22 protein-coding genes are annotated in these 26,193 nt (G+C 70.9%); 17 read left to right on the plus strand and 5 right to left on the minus strand.

Going from position 1 to position 26,193, the window contains the following annotated elements:
• The first annotated feature begins 178 nt into the window (after nt 1-178).
• The 3 genes from ACFY2A_RS09710 to ACFY2A_RS09720 all read left to right on the plus strand — a co-directional run bounded on the left by ACFY2A_RS09710 (nt 179) and on the right by ACFY2A_RS09720 (nt 3,523).
• On the plus strand, nt 179-1,483 hold the full coding sequence (locus ACFY2A_RS09710; RefSeq protein WP_363923850.1) for an extracellular solute-binding protein: 1,305 nt from the start codon (nt 179-181) through the stop codon (nt 1,481-1,483).
• A 104-nt stretch (nt 1,484-1,587) separates the two neighbouring features.
• Nucleotides 1,588-2,604, plus strand: a complete 1,017-nt coding sequence (locus ACFY2A_RS09715; protein WP_363923849.1) for a sugar ABC transporter permease — start codon at nt 1,588-1,590, stop codon at nt 2,602-2,604.
• Between the two features lies 1 nt (nt 2,605).
• On the plus strand, nt 2,606-3,523 hold the full coding sequence (locus ACFY2A_RS09720; protein WP_387170294.1) for a sugar ABC transporter permease: 918 nt from the start codon (nt 2,606-2,608) through the stop codon (nt 3,521-3,523).
• 57 nt (nt 3,524-3,580) lie between these two features.
• On the opposite strand, the gene ACFY2A_RS09725 is transcribed toward ACFY2A_RS09720, so the two are convergent.
• Nucleotides 3,581-4,177, minus strand: a complete 597-nt coding sequence (locus ACFY2A_RS09725) for a TetR/AcrR family transcriptional regulator (protein WP_363923847.1) — start codon at nt 4,175-4,177, stop codon at nt 3,581-3,583.
• Nucleotides 4,178-4,280: 103 nt separating this feature from the next.
• Between ACFY2A_RS09725 and ACFY2A_RS09730 the strand changes: the two genes are divergently transcribed.
• The 9 genes from ACFY2A_RS09730 to ACFY2A_RS09770 all read left to right on the plus strand — a co-directional run bounded on the left by ACFY2A_RS09730 (nt 4,281) and on the right by ACFY2A_RS09770 (nt 14,488).
• On the plus strand, nt 4,281-5,252 hold the full coding sequence (locus tag ACFY2A_RS09730) for a hypothetical protein (protein ID WP_387170296.1): 972 nt from the start codon (nt 4,281-4,283) through the stop codon (nt 5,250-5,252).
• An 18-nt stretch (nt 5,253-5,270) separates the two neighbouring features.
• A complete protein-coding gene (locus ACFY2A_RS09735) occupies nt 5,271-5,612 on the plus strand; it encodes a hypothetical protein (RefSeq protein WP_363923845.1) in 342 nt (113 codons plus the stop codon).
• A gap of 279 nt (nt 5,613-5,891) precedes the next feature.
• Complete coding sequence (locus ACFY2A_RS09740; protein ID WP_387170716.1) at nt 5,892-6,956, plus strand: BMP family protein; 1,065 nt, start codon at nt 5,892-5,894, stop codon at nt 6,954-6,956.
• A gap of 254 nt (nt 6,957-7,210) precedes the next feature.
• The gene (locus ACFY2A_RS09745) at nt 7,211-8,851 is read left to right on the plus strand and encodes an ABC transporter ATP-binding protein (protein WP_387170718.1); all 1,641 of its coding nucleotides are present in this window, start codon (nt 7,211-7,213) and stop codon (nt 8,849-8,851) included.
• 61 nt (nt 8,852-8,912) lie between these two features.
• Nucleotides 8,913-10,238, plus strand: coding sequence for an ABC transporter permease (locus tag ACFY2A_RS09750; protein ID WP_387170298.1), 1,326 nt, complete (start codon nt 8,913-8,915; stop codon nt 10,236-10,238).
• Nucleotides 10,239-10,241: 3 nt separating this feature from the next.
• Nucleotides 10,242-11,522: an ABC transporter permease gene (locus tag ACFY2A_RS09755; protein WP_363923842.1), complete on the plus strand. Its 1,281-nt coding sequence runs from the start codon at nt 10,242-10,244 to the stop codon at nt 11,520-11,522.
• 15 nt (nt 11,523-11,537) lie between these two features.
• Nucleotides 11,538-12,239: a cytidine deaminase gene (locus ACFY2A_RS09760; RefSeq protein ID WP_387170300.1), complete on the plus strand. Its 702-nt coding sequence runs from the start codon at nt 11,538-11,540 to the stop codon at nt 12,237-12,239.
• 181 nt (nt 12,240-12,420) lie between these two features.
• The gene (locus tag ACFY2A_RS09765) at nt 12,421-13,701 is read left to right on the plus strand and encodes a thymidine phosphorylase (protein ID WP_387170302.1); all 1,281 of its coding nucleotides are present in this window, start codon (nt 12,421-12,423) and stop codon (nt 13,699-13,701) included.
• 106 nt (nt 13,702-13,807) lie between these two features.
• Nucleotides 13,808-14,488, plus strand: a complete 681-nt coding sequence (locus ACFY2A_RS09770; protein WP_387170304.1) for a DUF4272 domain-containing protein — start codon at nt 13,808-13,810, stop codon at nt 14,486-14,488.
• On the opposite strand, the gene ACFY2A_RS09775 is transcribed toward ACFY2A_RS09770, so the two are convergent.
• On the minus strand, nt 14,485-15,351 hold the full coding sequence (locus ACFY2A_RS09775) for a putative RNA methyltransferase (protein WP_387170306.1): 867 nt from the start codon (nt 15,349-15,351) through the stop codon (nt 14,485-14,487). The genes ACFY2A_RS09770 and ACFY2A_RS09775 overlap by 4 nt on opposite strands.
• A 143-nt stretch (nt 15,352-15,494) precedes the next feature.
• Between ACFY2A_RS09775 and ACFY2A_RS09780 the strand changes: the two genes are divergently transcribed.
• Entirely contained in the window at nt 15,495-16,574 is a 1,080-nt protein-coding gene (locus ACFY2A_RS09780) for an adenosine deaminase (RefSeq protein ID WP_363923837.1), read from the plus strand.
• 18 nt (nt 16,575-16,592) lie between these two features.
• Here the strand turns inward: ACFY2A_RS09780 and ACFY2A_RS09785 are convergent, their stop codons facing one another.
• The gene (locus ACFY2A_RS09785) at nt 16,593-16,937 is read right to left on the minus strand and encodes a hypothetical protein (RefSeq protein ID WP_387170308.1); all 345 of its coding nucleotides are present in this window, start codon (nt 16,935-16,937) and stop codon (nt 16,593-16,595) included.
• A 460-nt stretch (nt 16,938-17,397) separates the two neighbouring features.
• Here ACFY2A_RS09785 and ACFY2A_RS09790 point away from each other — a divergent pair, with 460 nt between their 5' ends.
• The 4 genes from ACFY2A_RS09790 (at nt 17,398) to ACFY2A_RS09805 (ending at nt 22,351) form a co-directional block, all read left to right on the plus strand.
• Complete coding sequence (locus ACFY2A_RS09790; RefSeq protein WP_387170310.1) at nt 17,398-20,877, plus strand: nitrate- and nitrite sensing domain-containing protein; 3,480 nt, start codon at nt 17,398-17,400, stop codon at nt 20,875-20,877.
• Nucleotides 20,874-21,278: a roadblock/LC7 domain-containing protein gene (locus ACFY2A_RS09795; RefSeq protein ID WP_013731521.1), complete on the plus strand. Its 405-nt coding sequence runs from the start codon at nt 20,874-20,876 to the stop codon at nt 21,276-21,278. The genes ACFY2A_RS09790 and ACFY2A_RS09795 overlap by 4 nt, the downstream gene beginning before the upstream one ends.
• A 100-nt stretch (nt 21,279-21,378) precedes the next feature.
• On the plus strand, nt 21,379-21,756 hold the full coding sequence (locus ACFY2A_RS09800; protein WP_091634396.1) for a DUF742 domain-containing protein: 378 nt from the start codon (nt 21,379-21,381) through the stop codon (nt 21,754-21,756).
• 1 nt (nt 21,757) lies between these two features.
• Complete coding sequence (locus ACFY2A_RS09805; RefSeq protein WP_091260490.1) at nt 21,758-22,351, plus strand: ATP/GTP-binding protein; 594 nt, start codon at nt 21,758-21,760, stop codon at nt 22,349-22,351.
• A gap of 97 nt (nt 22,352-22,448) precedes the next feature.
• Here the strand turns inward: ACFY2A_RS09805 and ACFY2A_RS09810 are convergent, their stop codons facing one another.
• Together ACFY2A_RS09810 and ACFY2A_RS09815 are read right to left on the minus strand one after the other, a co-directional pair.
• On the minus strand, nt 22,449-23,666 hold the full coding sequence (locus ACFY2A_RS09810) for an ABC transporter substrate-binding protein (RefSeq protein WP_387170313.1): 1,218 nt from the start codon (nt 23,664-23,666) through the stop codon (nt 22,449-22,451).
• 151 nt (nt 23,667-23,817) lie between these two features.
• On the minus strand, nt 23,818-26,166 hold the full coding sequence (locus ACFY2A_RS09815) for a transposase (protein WP_387170314.1): 2,349 nt from the start codon (nt 26,164-26,166) through the stop codon (nt 23,818-23,820).
• Between the last annotated feature and the right edge of the window lie 27 nt (nt 26,167-26,193).

Genomic DNA, 26,193 nt, shown 5'->3' on the forward strand with positions numbered 1-26,193 from the left:
TGTGGTTGGGAGTTCGGTCACCGCAGATGGGCGCAAAATGCCCAGAGAGCGACACTTGTCGGCTGTCGAAGTTGCGGATGAGGCACGGTTGTTGCAGGGGTGTTCGCAAGGGGTTTCTAGTTACGAAAGTTCTTGCTACTGTCCCCGCCGTTACCCGGCAGGCAACTTAGGAGCGAACATGCGCCGCACAGCCAGGGGAATCGCCGTACTCGCCGCTGCCACTCTCGCCCTTTCCGTCGCCGCATGCGGCGGGGAGGACGACAAGGCGGGCGAGGAGCAGCCGGCGGTCGACCCCGCTTCCCTCACCGCAGAACTGACCTGGTGGGACACCTCGGACCCGAAGAACGAGGGTCCGGCGTTCCAGGAGTTGATCGCCAAGTTCAACCAGACCTACCCGAACGTCAAGATCAACTACCAGTCGGTCCCGTTCGGTGAGGCGCAGAACAAGTTCAAGACCGCCGCGCAGGCCAGGACCGGCGCCCCGGACATCCTGCGGGCCGAGGTCGCCTGGGTGCCCGAGTTCGCCTCGCTGGGCTACCTGTACGCGCTGGACGGCTCCGAGCTGCTCGCCGACGAGTCCGACTTCCTGGAGACCCCGCTCGCCTCCAACAAGTTCGACGGCAAGACCTACGGCGTTCCCCAGGTCACCGACAGCCTGGCCCTGATGTACAACAAGGAGCTGCTGAGCCAGGCCGGCATCAGCGCGCCCCCGAAGACCTGGGCCGAGCTGAAGACCGCGGCGCAGACCGTCAAGGAGAAGACCGACGCCGAGGGTGTCTACATCAACCCGGCCGGCTACTTCCTGCTGCCCTTCATGTACGGCGAGGGTGGCGACCTCGTCGACACCGCGAGCAAGAAGATCGTCATCAACTCGGAGCAGAACGCGGCCGGACTGGCGATCGCCAAGGACCTGATCGACAGCGGTGCGGCCGCCAAGCCGTCCGCCAACGACGCCTACGGCACCATGATGACCCTCTTCAAGGAGAAGAAGGTCGCCATGATCATCAACGGGCCGTGGGAGGTCAACAACGTCCAGCAGGCGCCGGGCTTCGGCGGCCTGGAGAACCTGGGCATCGCACCGGTGCCGGGTGGCTCGGCCAAGGCCGGTGGCCCGGTCGGCGGCCACAACTACGTGATCTGGTCCGGCATGCCGCAGGAGAAGGTCGACGCCGCCGTCGCGTTCGTCAAGTTCATGAGCTCCGCCGAGTCGCAGGCGTTCCTGTCGGAGAAGCTGGGCCTGCTGCCGACCCGCACCTCGGCGTACGACCTCGACGCGGTCAAGAACAACGCGACCGTCGCCGCGTTCCAGCCGGTCGTGGAGGCCGGGGTGGGCCGCCCGTGGATCCCCGAGGCCGGTCAGTTCTTCGGCCCGCTCGACCAGATGGCCACCGAGGTCCTGATCCAGAACAAGGACCCGAAGGCCGCGCTGGACACCGTCGCGAAGAAGTACAAGGCCGAGGTCGTCCCCTCCTACGAGAACTGACCTCACCGCCGGCTCCGGCCGGTGACCTCTCGGCACCCGGCAGGGTCGCGTGACCGTACCCGGTCACGGGGCCCTGCCGGACCTCCCCTCCTGGAGCGCAGCTGATGACCACCGTGACAGCCGACCCGGCGCCGCCCTCGACGCCGTCCGGCCGATCCGCTCGTCCCTCCCGGCTGCGCCGCAGCTGGGAGAAGCACTGGTACGCCTGGGCGATGGTGCTGCCCGTCGTCATCGTCCTGGCGGTTCTGATCTTCTACCCGCTGTTCCGCGGGATCTGGCTCTCCTTCACCAACCTCAACGAGGCGAACCAGGTCGCCGAGATCTGCACCAAGTCGATCACCGGGAGCGAGGTCTGCGCCGACAACCCGAACAAGTGGGAGTTCGTCGGGCTGGACAACTACGTCCGGGTGCTCACCGGTGAGGTGGGCGAGTTCTGGCAGTGGACCGGCACCACGCTGATCTGGACCTTCGTCTGCGTGGCCTTCCACTTCGGCCTCGGCCTCGGCCTGGCCACCATGCTCAACCGCCCGATGCGGTTCCGGGGTCTCTACCGGGTGCTGCTCGTGCTGCCCTGGGCGGTGCCGGCCTTCGTCAGCGCGTTCGCCTGGAAGTTCATCTTCAACGAGCGCTTCGGCTTGGCCAACGCGCTGCTCACCGCGGTCGGCATCGACCCGGTGTCCTGGTTCGCCGACCGGTGGACGGCGCTGCTCACCGCCATCGTCACCAACATCTGGCTCGGCGTGCCGTTCATGATGGTGGCGCTGCTCGGTGGCATGCAGACCATCCCGTCGGAGTTGTACGAGGCGGCCGAGATCGACGGCGCCTCCGCCTGGCAGCGGTTCAAGAACATCACCCTGCCCGGCCTGCGGCCGGTAAGCATGACCGTGATCCTGCTCGGCACCATCTGGACGTTCAACATGTTCCCGATCATCTTCCTGGTGACCGAGGGGCAGCCGGCCGGGCAGAGCGAGATCCTGGTGACCGGTGCCTACCGGGCCGCCTTCGAGGGCATCCGTAACTACTCGCTGGCCTCGACCTACGGCGTACTGATCCTGTCCATCCTGCTGGTGTTCTCGGTGTTCTACCGGCGGGCACTGCGCAAGCAAGGCGAGGTGTGGTGACATGAGCCAGGTGACGTCGCCACCGCCGGCGGCCCCGGCGGCGGCAGGCCCGGCGTTGGCCGGCACCCGCGCGGCGAAACGGCCCGGACGCGGCGGGCGCAGCCGGGCGCGGTCCGTCCTGCTGCACGGCACCCTGATGCTGGCCTCGTTGATCGCGATCGGCCCGATCGTCTGGGTGTTGCTCTCCTCGCTGAAGCCCGGGTACGCGATCCAGAGCAGCGAGCTGACCCTGTTCCGGGACACCACGCTGGCCAACTACAGCTACGTGCTGACCGAGACGAGCTTCCCCAGGTGGTTCCTGAACTCGGTGATCGTCGCGGCCTTCACCATGAGCATCGGCATCTTCCTGTCGGCCACCACCGGGTACGCGGTGTCCCGGTTCAACTTTCCGGGCCGTCGGCCGCTGATGATGGTCTTCCTGGTCACCCAGATGTTCCCGGTGGCCATCCTGATCGTCCCGATCTACACGATCATGGCCCGGCTGGGGCTGATCAACACGATGCCTGCGCTGATCATCGCGTACCTGACCATCGCGGTGCCGTTCTGCGCCTGGATGTTGAAGGGCTACTTCGACTCCATCCCGACCTCGCTGGACGAGGCGGCGGCGCTGGACGGGGCTGGCCCGTTCGCCACGTTCTGGCGGGTGGTGCTGCCGCTGGCCCGCCCGGCCGTGGCGGTCACCGCCTTCTACACATTCCTCACCGCGTGGGGTGAGGTGGCGTACGCGTCGGCCTTCATCCAGACCGACAACAAGTTCACCCTCGCGTACGGGCTCCAGCAGTTCGTGCCGCAGTTCAATCCGCAGTGGGAGTACCTGACCGCCGCGGCCGTGCTGGTCACCCTGCCGGCCGGACTGGTCTTCTTCTTCGCCCAGAAGCACCTGGTCTCCGGCCTGACCGCCGGCGGCACGAAGGGCTGATCAGCCGGGGCGCGGGTGGGCGCCGTCAACTGCGCCCGCCCGCGTCGACGGTGGTGGTCAGCGTTGCCGGCCGAACAGGACGCGGACGCCGGAGAGGTAGGTCGCCACATCGGGACCGCCGGTGATGATGCGTTGCAGGAACCAGCCCGGCAAGAGGCCGAACAGGGCCGCGGCCACGGCCGCCGGGTCGGCGTCGGCGGGTAGCTCGCCGGCTTCCTGTGCCCTTCTGACCAGCACCTCGAAGTGACCGCGAAGCTTGGTGTACCTGCTCGCTGCGAACTCGCCCAGTGCCGGGTCCCGTTGCGCCTCGCCCCACACCTGGATCGCGATCCGCAGCATCCCCTCGTCGCCGGCCTGGTTCTCCATGTAGGCCAGCGCGTACTCCAGCGCCTTGTCCAGGGGCAGCGGTGGATCCTGCCGGGCCAACTCGTCGAGGACCTGTTCGGCGCCGCCGATGGTCTCCTCGGCGATGGCGCTGATCAGGGACGCCTTGCTCGGGAAGTAGCGGTAGACCGCGCCGACCGAGAGCCCGGCCTCGGCGATCACGTCCTGCATCGTCGTGCGGTGGAAACCCTCGCGCAGGAAGCAACGGCGCGCCGCGTCGACGATCTGGCGGCGGCGGGCGGCGAGGTGTTCCTCCGAGACACGTGGCACGGGTTACATCGTAGAACGAGCGTTCGTTCTTGACAGGAATCGATGAGCGGGAGGAGCCTGGGGTCAATAAAGAACGAGCGTTCGTTTTTGGGAGAGTGGAGCGATGTCGACCAGGAACCGGTCACCCCTGCTGCTAGCCGTCCTCGTCGCCGCCCTCGCGGTCACCGGGCAGGCGCTGCTCGTACCCCTGTTCGCGGCTCCGGCGGCGAACCTGGCCCCGCGTGACCTGCCGGTCGCCGTCGCCGGCCCGGCGCCCGCCGCGGCCGAGACGGTCAGGCGGCTCGCCGCCGCGCGTCCCGGAGCCTTCTCGCTGACCACGCTGCCCGACGCGGAGGCGGCCGACCGGGCGCTGCGCGACCGGGAGGTCTACGGCGCGTTCGTGATCGGAGCCGACGGCGTCGCCCTGCACACCGCGTCGGCCGCCAGTCCCACGGTTGCCGCCCTGCTCACCGAGGCGGCCGGCCAGTTGGGCGGAGGGCGGCCGGTCGCCGTGGTCGAGGTGGTGCCGACCACCCCCGACGATCCCCGGGGTGCGGGGTTCGCCGCCGGTTTCCTGCCCCTGGCAATGACGAGCCTGCTCGCCGGTGCGTTGCTCGTGCTGCTGGTTGCCGGCGGCCTGGCACGCCTGGTCGGGCTGGCGGCGACCGGCGTACTGGCGGGTCTGATGGGCGTGGTGGTCCTGCACGGCTGGCTGGGCGTCATCGCCGGGGACTGGCTCGCCGAGGGCGCCGCCATCGGCCTGTTCGCCCTGGCCGCGTCGGCCGTCGTGGCCGGCCTCGGCGCGCTCCTCGGACGACCCGGCATCGGGCTGGGCGCGCTGCTGGTCTTCCTGATCGGCAACCCGCTCTCCGCGGTCGGGGCCGCGCCGGAGTTGCTGCCCCAGCCGTGGGGCGCGCTCGGCCAGTGGCTGCCGGTGGGCGCCGGCGGCACACTGCTGCGCTCGGTCGCGTTCTTCGACGGCGCCGGCGCCGGTCGCCCGATCGTCGTGCTGGCCGGCTACGCGGTGGTCGGGCTGGCGTTGGTGCTGGCGGCCTCCCGGATTCACCCGGATGCCTCTACTACGAACCGTCGTTGATAGGGCAGGATGGGTCGGGTGGAAGCACTTCGACTCATCCTCCTCTACGTCCATCTGATCGGGTTCGCGTTGCTGCTCGGCGGCGCGATCGCGCAGTATCTCAGTGGCAAGATCCGGATCAACGCCGCCATGCTGTGGGGTTCGGTGATCCAGTTGCTGACCGGCATCGGCCTGAGCGCGCCACTGCGCGACGGCGACGAGCCGGCACCCGCGAAGCTTGTGACAAAGCTGGTGCTCGCCCTGCTGATCTTCGTCATGGTCTTCTTCTCCCGTAAGCGGGCCGAGGTCAACCGGGGGCACTTCCTCGCCGTCGTGGGATTGACCCTGCTCAACGCGGCCGTGGCGGTCTTCTGGCGATAGCCGGCGACCACCGCGCCGAGCGGGGAAAAAAAGGGGCTTTTCCGACGCGAGTGCGCCCGCCTGCCGGCACCCTGAGTGATGTGCCCCACCCAAGCATTACGTAGGGGTAACAGGGCTCCAACAGTCCTGCACGATTGTCGGTCGGCAGGTGGGCGCGGGCGTACGCTCTGCTCCCGTAACGTGGGACGCCGGCGGCAAGGCGCAGGCCGGCTCAAGGGCTGCCACCGCGTACCACGCGGTGTGCAATGGGAAGGAGACGTCTTGCGCTCGGTGCGTGGGATGCGGATCGCCTCGATCATCGCGGCGGGTGGGCTCGTACTGAGCGCCGCCGCCTGTGGCGAGGCTCCGGATGAGGACAACAACGCCGGCTCCGGCGGCGAGAAGTACACCGCCTGTATGGTCACCGACGTCGGCGGCATCGACGACAAGTCGTTCAACGCCTCCGCCTGGAAGGGCCTGGAGGACGCGAAGGCGGAGAACGACAACATCGACATCAAGTACGTCGCCTCCAAGGCCGAGGCGGACTACGAGCCGAACCTGACCCAGTACGTCAACCAGGACTGCGACTTCATCCTGGCGGTCGGTGGCTTGATGGGCGACGCGACCAAGGCGATCGCTGAGGCGAACCCGGACCAGCAGTTCGGCATCGTCGACGCCGACCCGGGCGTTTCCAACGTCTACCCGATGCAGTTCGACACCGCCCAGGCCGGCTTCCTGGCCGGCTACGTCGCCGCCGGCATGACCGAGAGCGGCAAGGTCGGCACCTACGGCGGCCTGAAGATCCCGCCGGTGACCATCTTCATGGACGGTTACGCCGACGGGGTCGCCTACTACAACGAGGCCAAGGGCAAGAACGTCCAGGTCCTCGGGTGGAACAAGGAGACCCAGAACGGCTCCTTCACCAACGACTTCGTCAAGCAGGACGAGGGCAAGAAGGTAAGCGACGCGCTTGTCGCCCAGGGCGCGGACATCATCATGCCGGTGGCCGGCGGCGCCGGCCTCGGCACCACCGGTGCGGCCCAGGCCTCGGGTGGCAAGTACAACACCATCTGGGTGGACGTCGACGGCTGTGAGAGCACCCCGAACTGCCCGGCGATCATCACCACCGTGGTGAAGAACATCCCGGGCGCGGTCAAGGAGGCCGTGCTCAAGGCCGCTGGTGGCGAGCAACTCCAGGCGGACCCGGGCTTCATCGGCACCCTGGCCAACGACGGCGTTTCGATCGCCCCGTACCACGACTTCGACAGCAAGGTCCCGGCCGAGCTGAAGGCCGAGGTCGACAAGCTGAAGGCGGACATCGCCGCCGGCACCGTCAAGGTCGAGTCGGCCGCCCAGCCGAAGTGACCCGTCGCCGGCCGCCCCCGGTGAGACGATCACCGGGGGCGGCCGGCGAGCAGAGCCACACCTGATCCGGCCGCTGCGGCACGGGGGAGACCCGCCGTGCCGCAGCGGCCGGTCCGCGCCACCGGTCCGGCCGACGCCGGGCCCGCTCGCCAGCAGCTACGCTGCACCATCGCTTCGCACTCCAGGAGGTTGCGCTGAGACTCGAACTGCGCGGCATCACCAAGCGGTTCGGTGATCTGGTCGCCAACGACCACATCGACCTGACGGTGGAGCCTGGAGAGATCCACGCCCTGCTCGGCGAGAACGGCGCGGGCAAGTCGACCCTGATGAACGTGTTGTACGGGCTCTACCAGCCCGACGAGGGCGAGATCCTGGTCGACGGCAAGCCGCTGAGGCTGCGCGGCCCCTCCGACGCGATCGCGGCCGGCATCGGCATGGTGCACCAGCACTTCATGCTGGTGCCCGTCTTCACCGTCACCGAGAACATCATGCTCGGCGCCGAGCAGGTGCGCGGCGGCATCACCGGGTTCCTGGACCGGCGCCGCGCCCGACGCGAGGTCGCCGAGGTCTCCGAGCGGTACAACCTGCGGGTCGACCCGGACGCGGTGATCGAGGACCTGCCGGTCGGCGTCCAGCAGCGGGTGGAGATCGTCAAGGCGCTCACCCGGGACGTCGACCTGCTCATCCTGGACGAGCCAACCGCCGTGCTCACCCCGCAGGAGACCGAGGAACTGCTCACCGTGATGCGGTCGCTCAAGGCGGCCGGCAAGTCGATCGTCTTCATCACCCACAAGCTCGGCGAGGTCAAGGCGATCGCCGACCGGATCACGGTGATCCGGCGCGGGAAGACCGTGGGTACTGCCTCGCCCGAGGCCAGCCGGGACGAGTTGGCCGCGCTGATGGTCGGCCGCACCGTCCGGCTCACCGTGGACAAGACCCCGGCCACCCCGGGCGAGCCCGTCCTGGAGCTTTCCGGCCTGGTCGTCGACGACGACCGTCAGGTCCGGGCCGTGGACGGCGTCGACCTGACCGTACGCGCGGGCGAGGTGCTCGGTGTCGCGGGTGTGCAGGGCAACGGACAGACCGAGCTGATCGAAGCGATCATGGGGCTGCGCCCGGTGCTCGCCGGCACGATCACTTTGGCCGGGCAGCGGGTCGACGGCTGGTCGACCAAGAAGGTGCTCCGGGCGGGCGTCGGCTACGTGCCGGAGGACCGCAGCGTCGACGGCCTGGTCAAGGAGTTCACCGTCGCCGAGAACCTGGTGCTGGACATGTACGACCGGCCGCCCTTCGGCCGGGGCCTGTCCCTGCGGCCGGACGAGATCAACAGGTCGGCGCGGGAACGGATCGAGCAGTTCGACGTACGTACCTCGTCGGCCGATGCGCCGGTCGGTACCCTCTCCGGCGGCAACCAGCAGAAGGTGATCGTGGCTCGGGAGCTGTCCCGACCGCTGAAGCTGTTCATCGCCGCCCAGCCGACCCGGGGGGTGGACGTCGGCTCGATCGAGTTCATCCACAGCCGGGTCGTCCACGAGCGCGACGCCGGCACCGCCGTGCTTGTGGTCTCCAGCGAACTCGACGAGGTGATCGGGCTGGCCGACCGGATCGCGGTGATGTATCGCGGGCGGATCATCGGCGTGGTGGGGCCGGACACCCCCCGCGAGGAGATCGGCCTGCTGATGGCCGGCATCACCCCGGACGCGACGGGTGGTTCCCCGCAGGACGGGTCCGCGCCGACCGCGACCACCGACCCGGACGTGGTGGCCACCACCGACGCGGACGTCGTGTCCGACGCCGGTACCCCGGCAACCACCGACCGGGACGTGGCCGCCACCACCGACGGCGTGGCACCTGCCCCCGAGGGTCCAGGTAGCGAGGACGAGAAGGACCGATGAGCGAGCGAACCATCAGGCACGGCGGCCCTGCGGCGGCACGGAGCGGAGCGGAGTTGCCGGCATGAGTGACCCCAACGCCCAGCCGGGTTCCCCGGACAAGGAACCGGCGAGTGAGGACCAGGCCACCCGGACCGCGCTCGGTAACACCGAACGCGCCGAGGCGGCCACCACACCCGGCGGGCCCGGGCAGCGCCCAACGCTGGGGCGGCTCTTCGTGGAGAACCTGTGGGCCGCCAACACCTTCACGGTGACCCTGCTGTCGCTGGTCCTGGCGATGGTCGTCGGCGCCGTCCTGATGATCATTTCCGACCCGGAGGTGCTGGACACCTACAGCTACATCACCGCCCGCCCGTCGGACGCGATAAACGCCAGTTGGACACTTGTCAGTGAGGCGTACGCGAACCTGTTCAAGGGTTCGGTCTTCGACCCGGCCGCGAACAGCTTCAACGCGGCGTTGAGCCCCATCTCGGAGACCCTCACCTACACCGCACCGCTGGTCTTCACCGGTCTGTCGGTGGCCCTGGCGTTCCGCGGCGGCCTGTTCAACATCGGCGCGCAGGGACAGGCGACGATGGGCGTCATCCTGGCCGCGCTGGCCGGCTTCCTGCTGCCGCTGCCGCCCGGGCTGCACCTGCTGGTCGCCGTCCTGGCCGGCGCGATCGGCGGGGCCATCTGGGGCTTCATCCCGGGCATCCTCAAGGCACGGACCGGCGCCCACGAGGTGATCAACACGATCATGCTCAACTACATCGCGGTCTACTTCCTCACCTGGCTGATCGTGCAGAACGGGGTGCAGGACCCGAACCGCACCGACGCGATCAGCCGGCCGGTGGACGCCTCCGCCCAACTGCCGCGACTCTTCGGTGACGGGCTGCGCGCCCACGCCGGCATCATCCTGGCCGTGCTGGCCACCTGGGCGGTCGCCTGGCTGCTCAACCGCTCCACGCTCGGCTTCGAGCTGCGGGCGGTGGGCGCCAACCCGGACGCCGCCCGCACCGCCGGCATCAGCGTCACCCGGACGTACGTGTTGGTCATGGTCTTCGCCGGGGCGCTGGCCGGCCTCGGCGGCTCGCAGATGGTGCTCGGCACCACCGCCGCAGCCCTGACCCCCCTGGTGGTCGCCCAGATCGGTTTCGACGGCATCCTGGTCGCCCTGCTCGGCCGGGTGAAACCGTGGGGGGTGGCGCTGGCCGCGCTGCTGTTCGGCGCGTTGCAGGCCGGCGGCAACCGGATGCAGTCGTACTCGGGGATCTCGCTGGAGCTGGTCACCGTGCTTCAGGCCCTGATCGTCATCTTCATCGCCGCGCCGGCACTGGTGAAGGCGATCTTCCAGCTCCGGGCCGCGCGGGCCGCCCGGTTGCAGACGAGCCTCGCGAAGGGCTGGTGAGGCATGTCCACCACGGCTGTTCCCGACGTCGCGGTCGCGGCGGTCGACGAGGGCTTCTGGACCCGTAACCGCAAGGTCGGCCTGGTGCTGCTGGCCCTCGGCCTGCTGGCCACCGTGCTGTTCGGCGCGCTCGCCACCGGCGAGCAGGCCCGCTTCACGCTCAGCGAGGACGCCGCCGGCGCCGCGCTGGAGGTCGACGGCACCGTCGGCGCGATCGTCTTCGGCGTGATCGCGCTCGCCGCCGGTGGCGCGATGCTCGCCGGCCTGCCGAAGCGCTGGTTCGTCCCGGTACTCGCCGTCGGCCTGGTCGCCTTCGTGCTGTCGTTCCTGTGCTGGCAGGTCTCCGCCGCACCGACCGGGCAGAACTTCATGCCGCTGGTAAACATCGTGCGGGGCACCTTTCTGCTCGCCCTGCCGCTGATCTTCGGAGCGCTGGCCGGCGTGCTCTGTGAGCGCTCCGGCGTGGTAAACGTCGCCATCGAGGGGCAACTGCTGATGGGCGCCTTCAGCGGCGCGCTGTTCGGCAGCATCTCGGGCAGCGTCTGGGTGGGACTCATCGCCGCCGCCATCGGCGGATCGCTCATCTCGCTGCTGCTGGCCGTGTTCAGCATCCGCTACCTGGTCGACCAGGTGGTCATGGGCATCGTGCTGAACCTGCTGGCGGTCGGCATCACCGGCTTCCTCTACGAGCGGCTGATGCAGACCGACGCCGCCCGCTACAACAGCGCACCGCGGTTCAGCAACTGGGAGATCCCGCTGCTGTCGGACATCCCGCTGCTCGGGCCGGCACTGTTCCGGGGCAACATCTTCCTCTACCTCGCCCTGCTGCTGGTGCTCGTGATCCACATCGCGCTGTTCCGTACCCGGTGGGGTCTGCGGACCAGGTCGGTCGGTGAGCACCCGACCGCGGCCGACACCCTGGGCGTGCGGGTGCTCGGACTGCGCTACCGCAACGTGATCATGGCCGGTGCGGTCGCCGGCATCGGTGGCGCCTCCTACACGCTGGCGCTCTTCTCGTTCACCAAGAACATGATCGGCGGCAAGGGCTTCATCGCCCTGGCGGCACTGATCTTCGGCCGGTGGAGCCCGACCGGTGCCCTGCTCGCCGCGCTCTTCTTCGGGTTCGCCGACCAGCTGGCCACCTACCTCGGCGCGATCAACAGTGTGATCCCCGGCCAGTTCCTGGCCATGCTGCCCTACCTGGCGACGATCCTGGCCGTGGCCGGGCTGGTCGGTCGGGTACGGGCACCGGCCGCCGACGGCAAGCCGTACATCAAGGGCTGACCCAGGGAGCGGACCATGGAAATCGACTGGGAGCGGCTGCGCGCCGCCGCCACCGAGGTGATGCGGCACGCGTACGTGCCGTACTCGAAGTTTCCGGTCGGTGCCGCGGCGCTTGTCGACGACGGCCGGGTCGTGGTCGGCTGCAACGTCGAGAACGCGGCGTACGGCGTGGTGCTCTGCGCCGAGTGCGGGGTGGTCTCCTCGCTGCACGCCACCGGCGGCGGTCGGATCGTCGCACTGTCCTGCGTCGACGCCACCGGCGAACCGCTGATGCCGTGCGGGCGTTGCCGGCAGTTGCTCTGGGAGCAGGGCGGGCCGGAATGTCTCGTCGAGGCCAAGGGTGGCCCGCTGCGGATGGCCGAACTGCTGCCGCACGCCTTCGACGTGGCCGACATCGAGGCGGTCACCGGGGAGCGGCCGGTGCCGGTGGTACCCGACCGGTTGGCCGCCTGGCGCGGCCGGGGCACCGTCTTCGTGCACCCCGACCTCTCTGCCGGCCAGCAGGTCTGGACGGCCTACTGGGAGCGCTCGGCCGGTGACGACGCGGGCGCCGAGACCGGGGTGCTTGAGGAGGGCCCGAGCTGGGACGACCCGGCGGAGGCGATCGGCTGGGGGTTGGCGCGTACGCCCCGGGTCGTGGTGGTCGACGCGTCCGGCACGATCTTCTGGGCCGGTGAGGGTGAGCCGCCTACGGAGATTCCGGTTCGCTGGGGTTGATCTTGTCGTTGGTTGCGCTTGGGGCCGGGGCCGACCGTACCCGGCTCCGGGCGGTCAGGCTTGATCCCTCCGCCGGGCACGGTCGGCCCCGGCCCGTCGTGGTCACCGGCCGCGCGACGGTCACGGTGGGATGGGCGCGACGTACGACCTTGCATTGCAGACGACTAGGGATGATCTTTTGATGAGTGGGTTTGCGGCGGTTGATGTTATTCGGGTGAAGCGGGACGGGGGGGTGTTGTCGGACGGGCAGATCGACTGGGTTGTGGACGCGTACACCCGGGGGGTGGTGGCCGACGAGCAGATGTCGGCGCTGGCCATGGCGATTCTGTTGAACGGGATGACCGGCCCGGAGATCGCCCGCTGGACGGCCGCGATGATCGCCAGCGGCGAACGGCTCGACCTGTCCTCGGTGGCCCGGCCGACCGTCGACAAACACTCGACGGGTGGGGTCGGCGACAAGATCACCCTGCCGCTCACCCCGCTGGTCGCAGCCTGCGGAGCGGCGGTTCCGCAGCTGTCCGGGCGCGGTCTCGGCCACACCGGCGGCACGCTGGACAAGCTGGAGTCGATCCCGGGCTGGCGGGCGGCGCTGAGCAACGAGGAGTTCACCGCCCAGCTGCGTGACGTCGGCGCGGTGATCTGCGCTGCCGGCTCCGGGCTCGCACCGGCCGACCGCAAGCTGTACGCGCTGCGTGACGTCACCGGCACCGTCGAGGCCATTCCGCTGATCGCCAGCTCCATCATGAGCAAGAAGATCGCCGAGGGAACCGGTGCCCTGGTGCTGGACGTGAAGGTGGGCTCCGGCGCGTTCATGAAGTCGGTCGACGATGCCCGGGAACTGGCCCGCACCATGGTGGAACTGGGCGGCGCGCACGGTGTGAAGACCGTGGCCCTGCTCACCGACATGTCCACCCCGCTCGGCCGGGCGATCGGCAACGGCATCGAGGTGACCGAGTCGGTGGAGGTGCTCGCCGGTGGCGGGCCGGCCGACGTGGTGGAACTGACCCTGGCGCTGGCCCGGGAGATGCTCGACGCGGCCGGGCTGCCCGATGCCGACCCCGCTGCCGCTCTTCGCGACGGGCGGGCGATGGACGCCTGGCGGTCGATGATCCTGGCACAGGGCGGCGACCCGGACGCCCCGATGCCCGAGGCGCCCGAGGTCGAGGTGGTCCGCGCCGACACGGACGGTCACGTCGCGACGGTCGACGCGTACGCCATGGGGGTGGCTGCGTGGCGGCTCGGCGCGGGTCGGGCGCGTAAGGAGGACCCGGTCAGCGTGCCGGCCGGGGTGCTGCTGCACAAGCGTCCCGGCGACCCGGTACGCGCCGGAGAACCCCTCTACGAGCTGCGGGCCGAACGGGCGGAGCTGATCCCGGCGGCGTTGGCGGAGGCCGCCCGGGCGGTGACCGTCGCCGCCCGGCCACCCGCCGCGACGCCGCTGGTGATCGAACGCGTCGAGTGACGAAACCCTGGTCCGGGCCATGGTGTCGGAGCGTGAGGGCCGCTATTCTCGCAGGCCAGGGGGGACCGTCGGCGCCGAGACGTCGTGATCAGACAGGGATGTTGCCGTGATCGTGCCTGCCCCCGACCCCCGCGAGGTGCGTGAGGCGAGCCTGGACGAGCTGTCCCGGTTGCGGCTGCCGCTGCCGCCGCCGCAGTTTCCGCTGGTCTGGGAGCCGGGCGATGACATCGAGCTGCGGCCGACGGCGGAGATCGAGGCGCGGATCGCGGTGCTGCACCTGATCCTGGCTCGGTGCTTCGGCATGCCGCCCCAGGCCGCGATGAGCTGGCTGCTCGCCTCGCATCTGGTGGAGATGGTCACTCCGCCGGAGTTCCATTTCGTCACCGGGGCCAAGGGCGACCACCGCTCGTTCGTGCTGCACCATGACGCCCTGTTCTCGCTGGCCTGGGTGCTCGGCCTGACCAAGCAGCTGGACCCCAGCATGCCGGCCGAGGACCGGCTGCTGGAGCGGCTGCCGCACATCGTCGAGGGGGAGACCTTCCGGCAGTGGCGGTCCCGGATCCTGGCCGCGCCGCAGCATCCGGCGGATGCGGCTGCCCTGCTCGACCTGCACTACTGCCTGGACTGGTCGTACCTGGAGGTGAGCCGCGCCGGCCGGAGCCTGCCGGGGCTGGTGGACGCCAATGCGATCGGTCAGCGGCGGTGGGCGCTGGAGTGGGCGGTGATCCTGCGCGGGCCGTACCACGACGAGCCGCCCGGCTGGGAAGAGGTCGACCTCTCCACCTAAGCCCGGTACGTCCCGAGCCGCACCGCGACGGTCACCCGGACCGGCTCGCCGAGGGCGTCGATCCGGGCGGTCAGTCCCGCCGGGTCCGTGTGCCAGGCGCTCGGACCCATGCCGACCAGGGTGGCCACCTCCGGGCCGGACAGCGTCAGCTCCTGCCGGTGCACGGTGGTCGACTCCTCGGTGAAGTGTCCGGCCAGGCTGGCCGCCACCCGGTCCGCCTTCGCCGGGTCGACTCGCAGCAGGCCGAGTGCCGCGACCAGTTCGGTGAGGTGGTCGGTGGCCGGGGTCACCACCAGCAGCCGCCCGCCCGGGGCGAGAACCCGGCGGAACTCGGCGCCGTTTCGGGGTGCGAAGACGTTCAGCACCAGCGCCGTCGAGGCGTCCGCCAGCGGTAGTCGCTGCCAGGTGTCGGCCAGCGCGGCGGTGACCCGCGGGTGGGCGCGGGCGGCTCGACGCAGCGCGGGTTTGGAAATGTCCAGCGCGAGACCGGCGGCTGCGGGCACCGCCGCCAGCACCGCGGCGAGGTGCCGGCCGGTGCCCGCGCCCGCGTCCACCACCAGCGGGTACGCGCCAGGGACAGTCGGGTGGGGGGTGGCGAGGGCGGCGTCGGCGGCGGCGGCGAGGGCGGTGGAGATGACGTCGTAGTGACCGGCGGACAGGAAATCCGCCCGGGCGGCGACCATCTCGGCGGTGTCGCCGCTGTGCGACGTGCGGCCGGTGAGCAGGTTGACGTAGCCCTGCCGGGCGATGTCGAAGCTGTGCCGGCGCGGGCACCGCAACGCCCGGGATCCACCCGTAACGACCTCGGCGAGCGGGTCCTGGCAGACGGGGCAACGCAGCCGCGCCAGGACGCAGGAATCCATCACGGCTGTCTCACGCGTCGAGTCTAGGGGTGTGTCGGAGCCGTCCTGGCCGGCGGAGGTCTTCGACACACGCCCTGCGCGGGCGCCGGGCCGGACGAGCGGACTAGGGTCGGGAGCATGGGCTGTGAGCGGGGCGAGGGGCGATGAGCACGGATATCGGGTACGAGGACATCGTCAGGGCGCCGAAGGCGTTGTTGCACGATCACCTGGACGGTGGCCTGCGCCCCGCGACGATCGTCGACCTGGCCGCGGAGATCGGTCATGAACTGCCCACCACCGACCCGGCGGAGCTGGGGCGCTGGTTCGTGGCGGCGGCCGACTCCGGCTCCCTGGAGCGCTACCTGGAGACCTTCGCGCACACCGTCGCCGTGATGCAGACCGCCTCCGCGCTGCGCCGGGTGGCCCGGGAGTGTGCCCTTGACCTGGCTGCCGACGGGGTGGTCTACGCCGAGGTCCGGTTCGCCCCGGAGCAGCACCTGGAGCAGGACCTGACCCTCGACGAGGTGGTCGAGGCGGTGCTGGCCGGCTTCGTGGAGGGCAGCACGCTCGCGGCCGAGGCCGGCACGCCGATCCGGGTGGGCACGCTGCTCACCGCGATGCGGCACGCGGCCCGTTCACAGGAGATCGCCGAGTTGGCCGTACGGCACCGCGACCACGGTGTGGTGGGCTTCGACATCGCCGGTGCGGAGGCGGGTTTTCCGCCCACCCGTCACCTGGACGCCTTCGAATACCTCCAGCGGGAGAACTTCCACTTCACCATCCACGCCGGTGAGGCGTTCGGGCTGCCCTCCATCTGGCAGGCGATCCAGTGGTGCGGCGCCGACCGCCTCGGCCACGGAGTCCGCATCGTCGACGACATCACCCCCGGCCCGCAGCCCCAGCTCGGCCGGTTGGCCGCGTACGTGCGGGACAAGCGGATCCCGCTGGAGCTGTGCCCGTCCTCGAACGTGCAGACCGGCGCCGCCGCGTCCATCGCGGAGCATCCGATCGGGCTGCTGCGGGACCTGCGTTTCCGGGTGACCGTCAACACCGACAACCGGTTGATGAGCGGCACCTCGATGTCCCGGGAGATGGCGCTGCTTGTCGACGCGTTCGGCTACGGCTGGCGCGAGCTTCAGTGGTTCACGATCAATGCGATGAAGTCCGCGTTCATCCCCTTCGACGAGCGGCTCCGGATCATCGACGAGGTGATCAAACCGGCGTACGCGAAGCTGCTGGGCTGACCGACGCCCGGCCGGCGGTCAGCCGATCTGGGGTGGATGGCCGGCGGCGAGCAGACCGGCCACCCGGCGCAGCACGTCCCGACCACGGGCGGCCTCCGCACCGAGCCCGGTCTGGCGGCGCAGCACGGCCGGCTCGGCGCGCAGCAGCGCCAGGCCGCGCAGCAGCAGGACCCGTGGGCCCTTGCGCTGCTCGGCGAGGTCCCGGGACAGCCGACGGAGGAAGGTCGCGCTGCGCGGCCGACGCAGGGCGTACGCCCCGGCGAGGAGGCCGCGTCGCCGGCACTCCCCGACGATCTCGGCGGCGAAGATCCCTTCGGCTACGAAAAGTGGCGAACTGGCCAGCTCGAAGCGCCGAGTGGCCACCCGTCGGTCCTCATTGATGGCATACACCGGAACGTCCGCCCGGCCGTGTCGGACCAATTGGTCAATAACCTCCACCGCCGCCTCGGCGTCCCACGAATCGGGCGACTCCCAATCGATCTGACCGTTCCGTCTCGGTAACGTTGGGTCATCGCCGTCCTTGTAGAAATCGTCCAAACAGAGCACTGGCAGCCCGGTTTGCTGCGCTATATACGACTTTCCGGAGCCGGAAGGGCCGGCCAGGAGGACGACTCGGTGCGGGTTGCTCATTACTTCAAGTAACTCCGAACAGACGGACCGCGATCAAATTGCATCAACATCTCATCACACCTCCGGCTGCGGCCAACCTGGGCTTTCTCTTTCCGTGGCGGCGTGATGGAATCTCGGATGGTCCGACCCGCCGGGTCGGCTGCTGGGCGTTGTCCGGGGGCAACGCGGACGCTGCAATCACGAGGGCGGTGACGTGAGCAAACGGCCGAAGACGGCAGGTTCTCTCCTGTCGCGTCTACGCCGGCCGGCAGGTCGGCTCCGCGACATGCCGATCTGGTCCAAGCTCGGTCTCATCATGATCGTGCCGACCATCGCCACGGTCGTCGTGGGTACCAGCGGTCTGATCGACCACCTGGATGCGCTCGACGACGCCAACCGGGCCGGCGACCTCGCCGAACTCATCGATCACTCCGGTGATCTGGTGGACGGCCTTCAGGACGAGCGGACCGCGGCGGTGCTGCTGCTGGGCCTGGACCCGGAGAAGGCCACTGCGGCGCAGAAGGAGGCGGCGTCCACCCGCTACAACGAGGTCTCGGCGCGCGTCGACCAGGGCAAGGCCCCCTACTCGCAGCAGCGGTCCGACCTCAGTGATCTGCCCGTCAGCCTGAACGGGCTGCTCGGCCAGATCGATCAGGGCCTCGGTGACCTGCCGGGCGCCCGCAGCCAGGTACTGAACGGCAAGTTCCGGATCACCGACGCGCTCCAGTCCTATGACGAGCTGATCAATCAGCTGCTCACCGTCCGGGACTCGGCCAGCCAGCTGGCCGGTGACAACGACCTGAGTGACCGGATGCGGGCCGCGGCCGCGGTGGCCCGGGAGAAGGAATGGCTCTCCGTCCGCCGGGTGGTCGTGCACCGCGCGCTGATCCTGGGCGGCATGAGTTCGACCGTGCGGACCGACTACATCTCCAGTGAGACCGGTCAGCAGCAGGCGCAGCAGAGCTTCGACGCGGTGGCCACCGAGGCGGAGGCGGAGTTCCACGCCCAGACCATCGGCGGCGGCGACCGCCGGCAGGCGACGATCTACATCAGCCAGGTCAACGCCGACAACTCCCAGAACCTCGCCGGCATCTCGTTCACGCCCGAGCAGTGGGACGAAGCGCTTGTCGCCAACGGCCAGCTGATCCGCTCGGTCGAGTCGAAGTTCGACGCCGACGTGGTGGAGCAGGCCGGCGAGCTGCGCTCCGAGGTGCAGCGCACGGTGTTCCTGGAGACCGGCCTGCTGCTCACGATGCTGCTGCTGGCCATCTTCCTGGCGTTCCTGGTGGCCCGCTCGATGGCCCGCTCGCTGCGTGAGCTGCGTCAGGGTGCGCTCTCCATCGCCCAGTACGGGCTGCCCCAGGCCGTCGCCCGGCTGCGCGACCCGCAGGTCACCGGGCAGCTCTCGCCGGTACAGCTGGCCAACCAGATCGCCGAACCGCTGCCGGTACGCAGCAAGGACGAGTTCGGTCAGGTGACCGAGGCGTTCAACGCGGTCCACCTGGAGGCCGTCCGTACCGCGGCCGAGCAGGCCGCGCTGCGGTCGTCGGTCGCGACGATGTTCGTCAACCTGGCCCGCCGGTCCCAGATCCTGGTCGACCGGCTGATCGGCCACCTCGACCGGCTGGAGCGAGGCGAGGAGGACCCGGACCGGCTGGCGGAGCTGTTCCAGCTGGACCACCTCGCCACCCGGATGCGCCGCAACGACGAGAACCTGCTGGTCCTCGCCGGTGCCGACTCGACCCGTGTGCAGCGCGAGCCGGCCGCACTGATCGACGTGCTGCGGGCCGCCCAGTCCGAGGTCGAGCACTACACCCGGATCGAGTTCGGGGTGATCGACCGGGACATCGAGGTCGCCGCGCACGCGGTCAACGATCTCGTCCACCTCGTCGCCGAGCTGTTCGACAACGCGACCGCCTTCTCCCCGCCGGATTCCCAGGTGCTGGTGGAGGCTCGCCGGGTCGGTGACCGTGCCTCGCTGTACGTCGAGGACCGCGGTATCGGCATCAGCGGCGAACAGTTGACCGACCTGAACGAGCGGCTGGCCACGCCGCCGCAGGTGGACGTCGCCGTCTCCCGGATGATGGGCCTGGTCGTGGTCGCTCGTCTGGCCTCCCGGCACGGCGTCAAGGTCGAGCTGCGGCCGGGCGGCGACCGGGGCACCGTCGCCGAGGTCACGCTGCCGCCCACCGTGCTGGTGCCTCGGGCACTGTCCGGCCGAGGGCAGCAGCCCCCCGCGCTGCCGGCCGCCGCCGGCCCCTCGTCCGGGCCGGCCCCGGCGTTCGGTGCGCTGGCCGCGCTCGGCAACGGCGCGCACCCGCCGGCCCCGCCCGCCGCGCATACCCCGGGCAGCTCGGGTAACCAGGTGACCCTCGGCGGTCGGCCCTTCGACCCGGCCAGTCGTAACGGCTCCGGGACGCCGACCACCGTGGGCAGCGGCGGCAACCTGCCCGCCTGGTCGGACCTGACCGGTGCCAGCGGCACCAGCGGTGGCAACGGCAACGGCTTCGCCCCACTCGGCTCGAACGGTCACCCGATCGATCCGCTGCCGCAGCGCCGGTCCACCGACGAGCCGAGCGGTCAGCCACCCGCCATCCCGCGCCAGCTGCCGAGCAGCCCCGAGACCGGTCCGTACGCCCCACCGGCGGTGTCGGCTCCGCCGGTGCCCCCGGTGTCGTCGCCCCCGGTCTCCGGTACGCCGTACTCGGCCCCGCCGGTCTCGGCGGCTCCGGTCTCCGGTCACCCCGTGTCGGCCTCGCCCGTCTCCGGCTCACCCGTCTCGACTCCGCCCGGTGGTTCGCTGCCGCAGCGGCCGGTCTCGGCGGCACCCGGCGCCGGTGCGCCCTCGGCGCCCCCGGCCTGGCCGCCGGTCGCCGGGGAGCCGGCGGCCCCGCCCGTGCCCGAGCGGCTGGCCGCCGCCCTGGACATGACCACCGAACTGCCCCGGGTGCAGCGTCAGGCCCCGGCCGCGCGACCCGCTCCCGTGCAGAACCAGCCGACCACACCCACGCCGCCGCAGGCCCAGAACCGGCAGCGGTACGCCGACGAGACGATGGAGCTGCCGATCTTCCGGGAGCTGGAGTCGGCGTGGTTCCGTACCCGTCGGCCGGGTCCGGAGGAGTCGGCGGGCGCGCGTAAGTCGGCCACGGCCGGTGCGACGACCCAGCAGCTCTCCACGGTCGACGTCGTCAATCGACCGGCCCAGCAGACCCAGACCGGGACGACAGGTAACGCACCGATGGCACAGACTCCGACGGGGGCGGGCGCATCCGGCGGGAACGGCGCGGCAGCGAGTGGCGGGCCCCGGCCCGGCGCTGCCGACAGCGCACCCGCGCACCGCCCGACACCACAGGAGAACATCTGGCGGACCGCGGCCGACGACGGTTGGCGGGCGGCCACCGCCGCCAGCCAGGCACCGGCGGCTGGCACCACCGAGACCGGGCTGCCGAAGCGTACGCCGATGGCACAGCTCGTGCCGGGGGCGGTGGAGAAGCCCACCACCTCGGTGCAGCGGCGTAACCCGGAATCGGTACGCGGTCTACTTTCCGCCTACCACCGGGGTGTCCAACGGGGACGTAGTCACCCCTCGGACAGCAACCCGACCGGCCCGGACGGAACTCCGGGCGGGCAGCAATCCTCGCAGTCTGGCTCTGGCCCGGTGGCCGGGAGCGGGCAGAAGGAGCAAGAAGGATGACTAGTACGCAGGATCTCGGTTGGCTGCTGGCCAACTTCGCCGATCGGGTGCCCGGTGTCGCGCATGCGGTCGCCGTCTCTGCGGACGGCCTGCTCCTGGCGTCGTCCCGAGACCTCCCCCGGGACCGGGCGGACCAGCTGGCGGCGATCGCCTCCGGCCTGGTCAGCCTGACCCAGGGCGCGGCCCGCTGCTTCGAGGGAGGCGCCGTGCTCCAGACCGTGGTCGAGATGGACAATGGCTTCCTGTTCCTGATGTCGATTTCCGACGGCTCGTCGTTCGCGGTACTCGCCGCGCGTAGTTGCGACGTGGGACAGGTTGGTTACGAAATGGCCCTGCTCGTTGACCGGGTGGGCGACGCCCTGACCCCGCAGCCGCGCACGGCTGTGGGGATGATGGGCTGATCGTCGCGCCGGCCGGTGGGGGCAGGCGGGGCGACAACATTGCATACGACGGGTAGCACCGGTCCAACCGGTGCCGGGTACGAAGGAGGTGAGCGGCAACATGGCTGATCGTGACGAGCCGACCGGCGCGCTGGTCCGTCCATACGCCGTGACCCGCGGTCGTACCCGTCCCCGCCTCGACATCGCCCTGGAGGCGCTTGTCGAGACGACGGTGCGCGGTCGGGCCGCTGCCACTGGCAATGGTGGCCAAGGCCGTGAGCACCAGTACATCGCCGCGCTGTGTGACGGACGCGTGCAATCGCTCGCGGAGATCGCGGCGCGGATGCAGCTTCCGCTCGGCGTGGCCCGGGTGCTCATCGCCGACATGGCGACGGACGGCCTGGTCGCGGTCCACGAGCCGACCATCCTGGACGACTCGGACGACGCGGTGGGCACTGAACTGCTGGAGAGGGTGCTGAGTGGACTTCGCAGGCTCTGACATGTCGCACCGGCCGCCGGCCCCGAGCGGGCGCGTGACGTCGGCGAAGATCGTTATCGCCGGTGGATTCGGCGTCGGCAAAACGACGCTGGTCGGCTCGGTCTCGGAGATCACGCCGCTGACCACCGAGGCCATCATGACCTCCGCCGGAGTCGGCGTCGACGACACCCGGCAGGTGCCGGGCAAGACGACGACCACGGTGGCCATGGACTTCGGCCGCATCTCGATCGATCGTGACCTGATCCTGTACCTGTTCGGTACGCCGGGTCAGACCCGTTTCTGGTTCATGTGGGATGAGCTGGTGCGGGGAGCGATCGGCGCGGTCGTGCTGGTGGACACCCGCCGGCTGGCCGACTGCTTCGCGGCGATCGATTTCTTCGAGCATCGGCGGCTGCCCTACCTGGTGGCCATCAACTGCTTCGACGGGATGCAGTACCACGACCCGCAGGACGTCCGGGATGCGCTCGCCATCTCCAGCGACGTGCCGGTGGTGGCCTGCGACGCCCGGAACCGGGAGTCGACGAAGCACGTACTGATCTCGCTGGTCGAGTACGTGCTCACGATGCGTCGCTCCCGGGCCGTCGCGCCTGCCTGACGCTCGGCACCAGTGCTCGGTGACGGCCACCGCCGACACCGGGCGCTGGCTGGCGGCCGGATGACGTGGGTGGGCGCCCCCAGGGCGCCCACCGTCGTCAGCTGAGCCGGTTCCAGGCGCCGCCGTGGACGCGGTACACCCCGAGGGAGTGGCGGTCCATGCCGCTGTGCCGGATGGGCGTGAACGAGTACATCCCCGCCAGACCATCGGTGACCTGGTTCTGCAGGTACGCCCGCAGCCGACCACGGTCCACGCTGTCGGCCAACCGGGCCGCCGTGCTGATCAGCAGCAGCGCGTCCGAGGCGTACGGGGCGAAGCCACGGTAGGTGCCGTGCGCGCGGATGTACGCCGAGACGAGGTCGCGGTAGGCGCGCCCGGCGGCGCTGCTGTTGGCGATCGTGGAGCCGCCCAGCGAGGACGGGTGGACCGCGTAGGAGCCCTCGACGGCGGGCAGATTGGGACCGTCCAGAGTCTCCTCGGCCACCGCCCCGGCGTCGAAGAACATCTCACCGCCATGCCCGGCCGCGCGTAGTGCCCGTGCGGCGGCGCCGGATGTTGGTGCGGTGGCCCAGACCACCACACCGTCCGCGCGGGCCGCGACGGCCTGTTCGGCGGCGCGGGCCATGCCGGCCTTGCCGGTCGACAGTCGTACGGTGCGGGCCAGGCCGACCTCTGCGGTTCGCAGCGCGCCCCGCATGGCCCGGACACCCGAGTCGCCGTGCAGCCCCTCCTCGGCCAGCACCACCACCCGGCGCAGCCCTTCGGCGTTGATCAGCTGGGCGAGCCGCCGCGCCACGTCTCCGGCGTCCGGGGTGACCTTGTAGACGTAGGCCCGCTGGGCCAGCGGCACCGCGATGGAGTCGCCGAACGCCAACGACACGAACGGCAGTCGAAGCTTCTGCGCCACTCCGATGACCGACATCGAGGTCTCCGCCAGGGTGGCTCCGAGCAGGGCGTGCACGTCCTCCCGGCGGCCCAGTTCGGTCGCCTGCCGAGCGGCCAGCCGGGGATCGCTGCGGTTGTCCAGCACCTCGACGCGTACCGTCCGGCGGAGGTTACCGACCGCCACGCCCTTCTCGTTGAGGGCGGCCGCACTGATGGCCAGGGCCCGTTGCTGGAGCACACCCAGCGCCGCACCGGGGCCGCTCAGCTCCAGCGTGGCGCCGACGACCAACTCGTGGCCGGGAGTGGGTCGGGCGACGGTGTTCTCCCGCCCGTCGTCGCGCCCGCAGGCGCCCAGCAGCAGCGTGCTCGCCGCCGCAGCCAGTACGCCGCGTCGAGTGACCACGGATGGGCCGGTTACCGGTGTCGCCATGAGTCGCCTTCCCGCCCGGCGACCTGCCGCCGGTTGTTCCGCGGGTATGCTTCCGGCCCTGCCGACCCGGCGTCAAATTATCCGGGTGTGGGCAGGAACACGCAGGTGAACGCCCTTGGACCAGCCCACCAACAGCAATGCGGTGCGGTGGTCAGGAGCGGTAGCCGGCGGAGCGGTACTCGTACTCCCGATCGTCGTCGCGGTCACCGGTGTCGCGGCTGAAGTCCCAGCCGCCGGCCGACTCCCGTCCGGGACGCCCACCGACCGCGAACCCACCGATCTCCTGCCCCCGACGCCAGCCGCGGAAGTATCCGGTGGTGTTCTCGGCCAGGCTGGCCGCGTCCCGCACTATCCGCAGCGGACGCTCCTCCCGCAGCGGCGAGCCGGGCACCAGGTTGGCCTGCGGTACGCGCTTGGGTAGCCCTGCGTTCGTCTCGGCACCCACTGCGGGACGGGCCGCCTGCTCGGCGGCCTGCCATCCGCTGTCGGCCGTGGTCGACCAGTCCAGGTCGGCCTCTTCGCCGTGTCCCACGAACCAGGCGGAGCGAGCCTGCGCGAAGATCAGCAGATCGCCGTCGCCCTCGTCGGGGACCGGCGGCGGCCGGTGCTCGATCGGCGGTTCCGCCGAACGGCGGGCCGGTGGAAGCTCCAATCGCTCGGCCCCCCGGTTGCCGCGTTCGGCGCCGCCGCGGTCGACGAGCCGTAGCGGCGGCGTCTCCGGCGGCGGCTGGGCCCCGTTGCGCAACGCCCGGTCGGCCAGCGGCGGCGGCTCGACCAGTCGCAGCACGGGCGGTTCCGGCGGCAGGTCGTCGGCGAGCCACGGCGGGGTGACCCGGCGGTCGGCACCGTGGTCGGTGGGGGGCTCGGGGGCGCTGCGCCGACCCCGGTCGTCGTACGAACCGACGACCGGATTGCGCGGCGAGGTGTCGGCCGGATTCTCCGGGTTGTTGACCAGCGGCCAGTTCGAGCGGGATCCCGGGGGAGCGTTCTTCTCCTGCTCCGGGCGGGGAGCCGGCACCGGGACGCTGAGGTCGGTGGCGCTGAATCCGCCGGCCGGTGCCGGTGGTTCGCCGTTCGTCTTCGGCCGGGGCGGGATGACGGTGCGCTGGCGCTCGGCGCGCGCATTGTTGATCGCCGCCGTGGTGAGGGTCGGCCGGAACGGCTCGCCCGCTTCGGCGGGTGGGATCGAGCCACGCTGCGCCGGTGCGATCGGCGTGATGCCGGGCGGCGGCGGAGGCGGCGCGGAGATCGGCCGGTTGGCCGGACCGTCCACCCGAGAGGGGTGCGACTCGGCCCGTGACGGCGAGGCGGGCGGGCCGGCCACGGCGGCCGGCGTCACCGGCGCGGGTGCGACCGGCGGGGGAGTCACTGGCGCGGGCGCCACCGGCGGGGGGCCGAGCGGACGCGGGGAGGCCGGCTGGGCACTGCCCGGCACCGGCTCCGGCCGGCTACGACGGCCACCGGCCGGCTCAGGCCCGCTGGGGCGCACCGACCGCAGGCCGGTCTGGGTGCCGGGGGTGCTCGCCGACAGCTCGCCGACCTGTTCGCCGCGTCGCGCGGCGGCTCGCCGGCCGGACGCCGGCGTCGGCCCGCCGGTGCGGGCACGCAGGGCACCGACGAGCGCCTCGCAGCCGGCGTCACAGGCCCGGACGGAGGCGACCGCCTGTCGGATGGTCTCCGCGGCGGCTGAGGTGAGGGCCCGGTTGACGGTGGCCCGCCGTGGGGTCTCGGAGATGGCGACGCGCAGCGCGGTGACGGCCTCGTCGATCGCCTCCGCGTCACCTGCCCCTTCGGCGGCGAGTTGAGCGGTGACGGCGTCCGCGGTGACCGCGGCGTCGCGGCCCCGGCCGGCCGCATCGGTAAGCATGCCCGGCTCGGGCAGCGCGTCCAGCACGGCCAGCGGGATCGGCTCGGCCGGGTCGGGGTAGGCGCGCAACGCGGCCGGGTAGAGCTCGCGGAGCACCTCGCGCAGCGCGGCCGCGGCGGAGTGCCGACCGCTGGCCAGCGCGGCGTGTGCGGCGAGGATTTGCTTGTACCCGGCGAGGTCACGAGGGGCCGGCAGGGTCACCGCTGACAGTGCCCCGGCCTGCAACGCACGGGCGAGTCCGACGGCGCGCCGGACGGCCGGCGGCGACTGCATTTCCTCCAGCGAGTCGTCGTCGGCGAACCGCTCGGCGAAGTCGTCGACCGAGTCGTCGTCGGCGATCGCCAACGGGCGACCGGCGGCGCTGAGCAGAGAGGTGATGGTGTGGTCGTCGCTGTCGGCGGCTATCGCCGCACCGCTCGGCCCGCCTGAGCGTTCCACGAGCAGCGTGACCAGCCGGGCGTAGCCCGTCGGGTCGTCGCCGATCTCGCAGACATGCAGCAGACGGCCTGCGTCGTCGACCACAGCGGACGTCAGCGCCGATCCGGTCGAGACCGGTCGGTCGGCCGGGTCCACCGAGGTCAGACCGCAGTACACGCGCACGAGCGCCACGGCGTCGTCCTCCTCCCGGGACACAAGGCTTTCTCTGCCAGAGACTGATGC

This window comes from Micromonospora sp. NPDC000442 (assembly GCF_042898635.1).
GTDB lineage: Bacteria > Actinomycetota > Actinomycetes > Mycobacteriales > Micromonosporaceae > Micromonospora.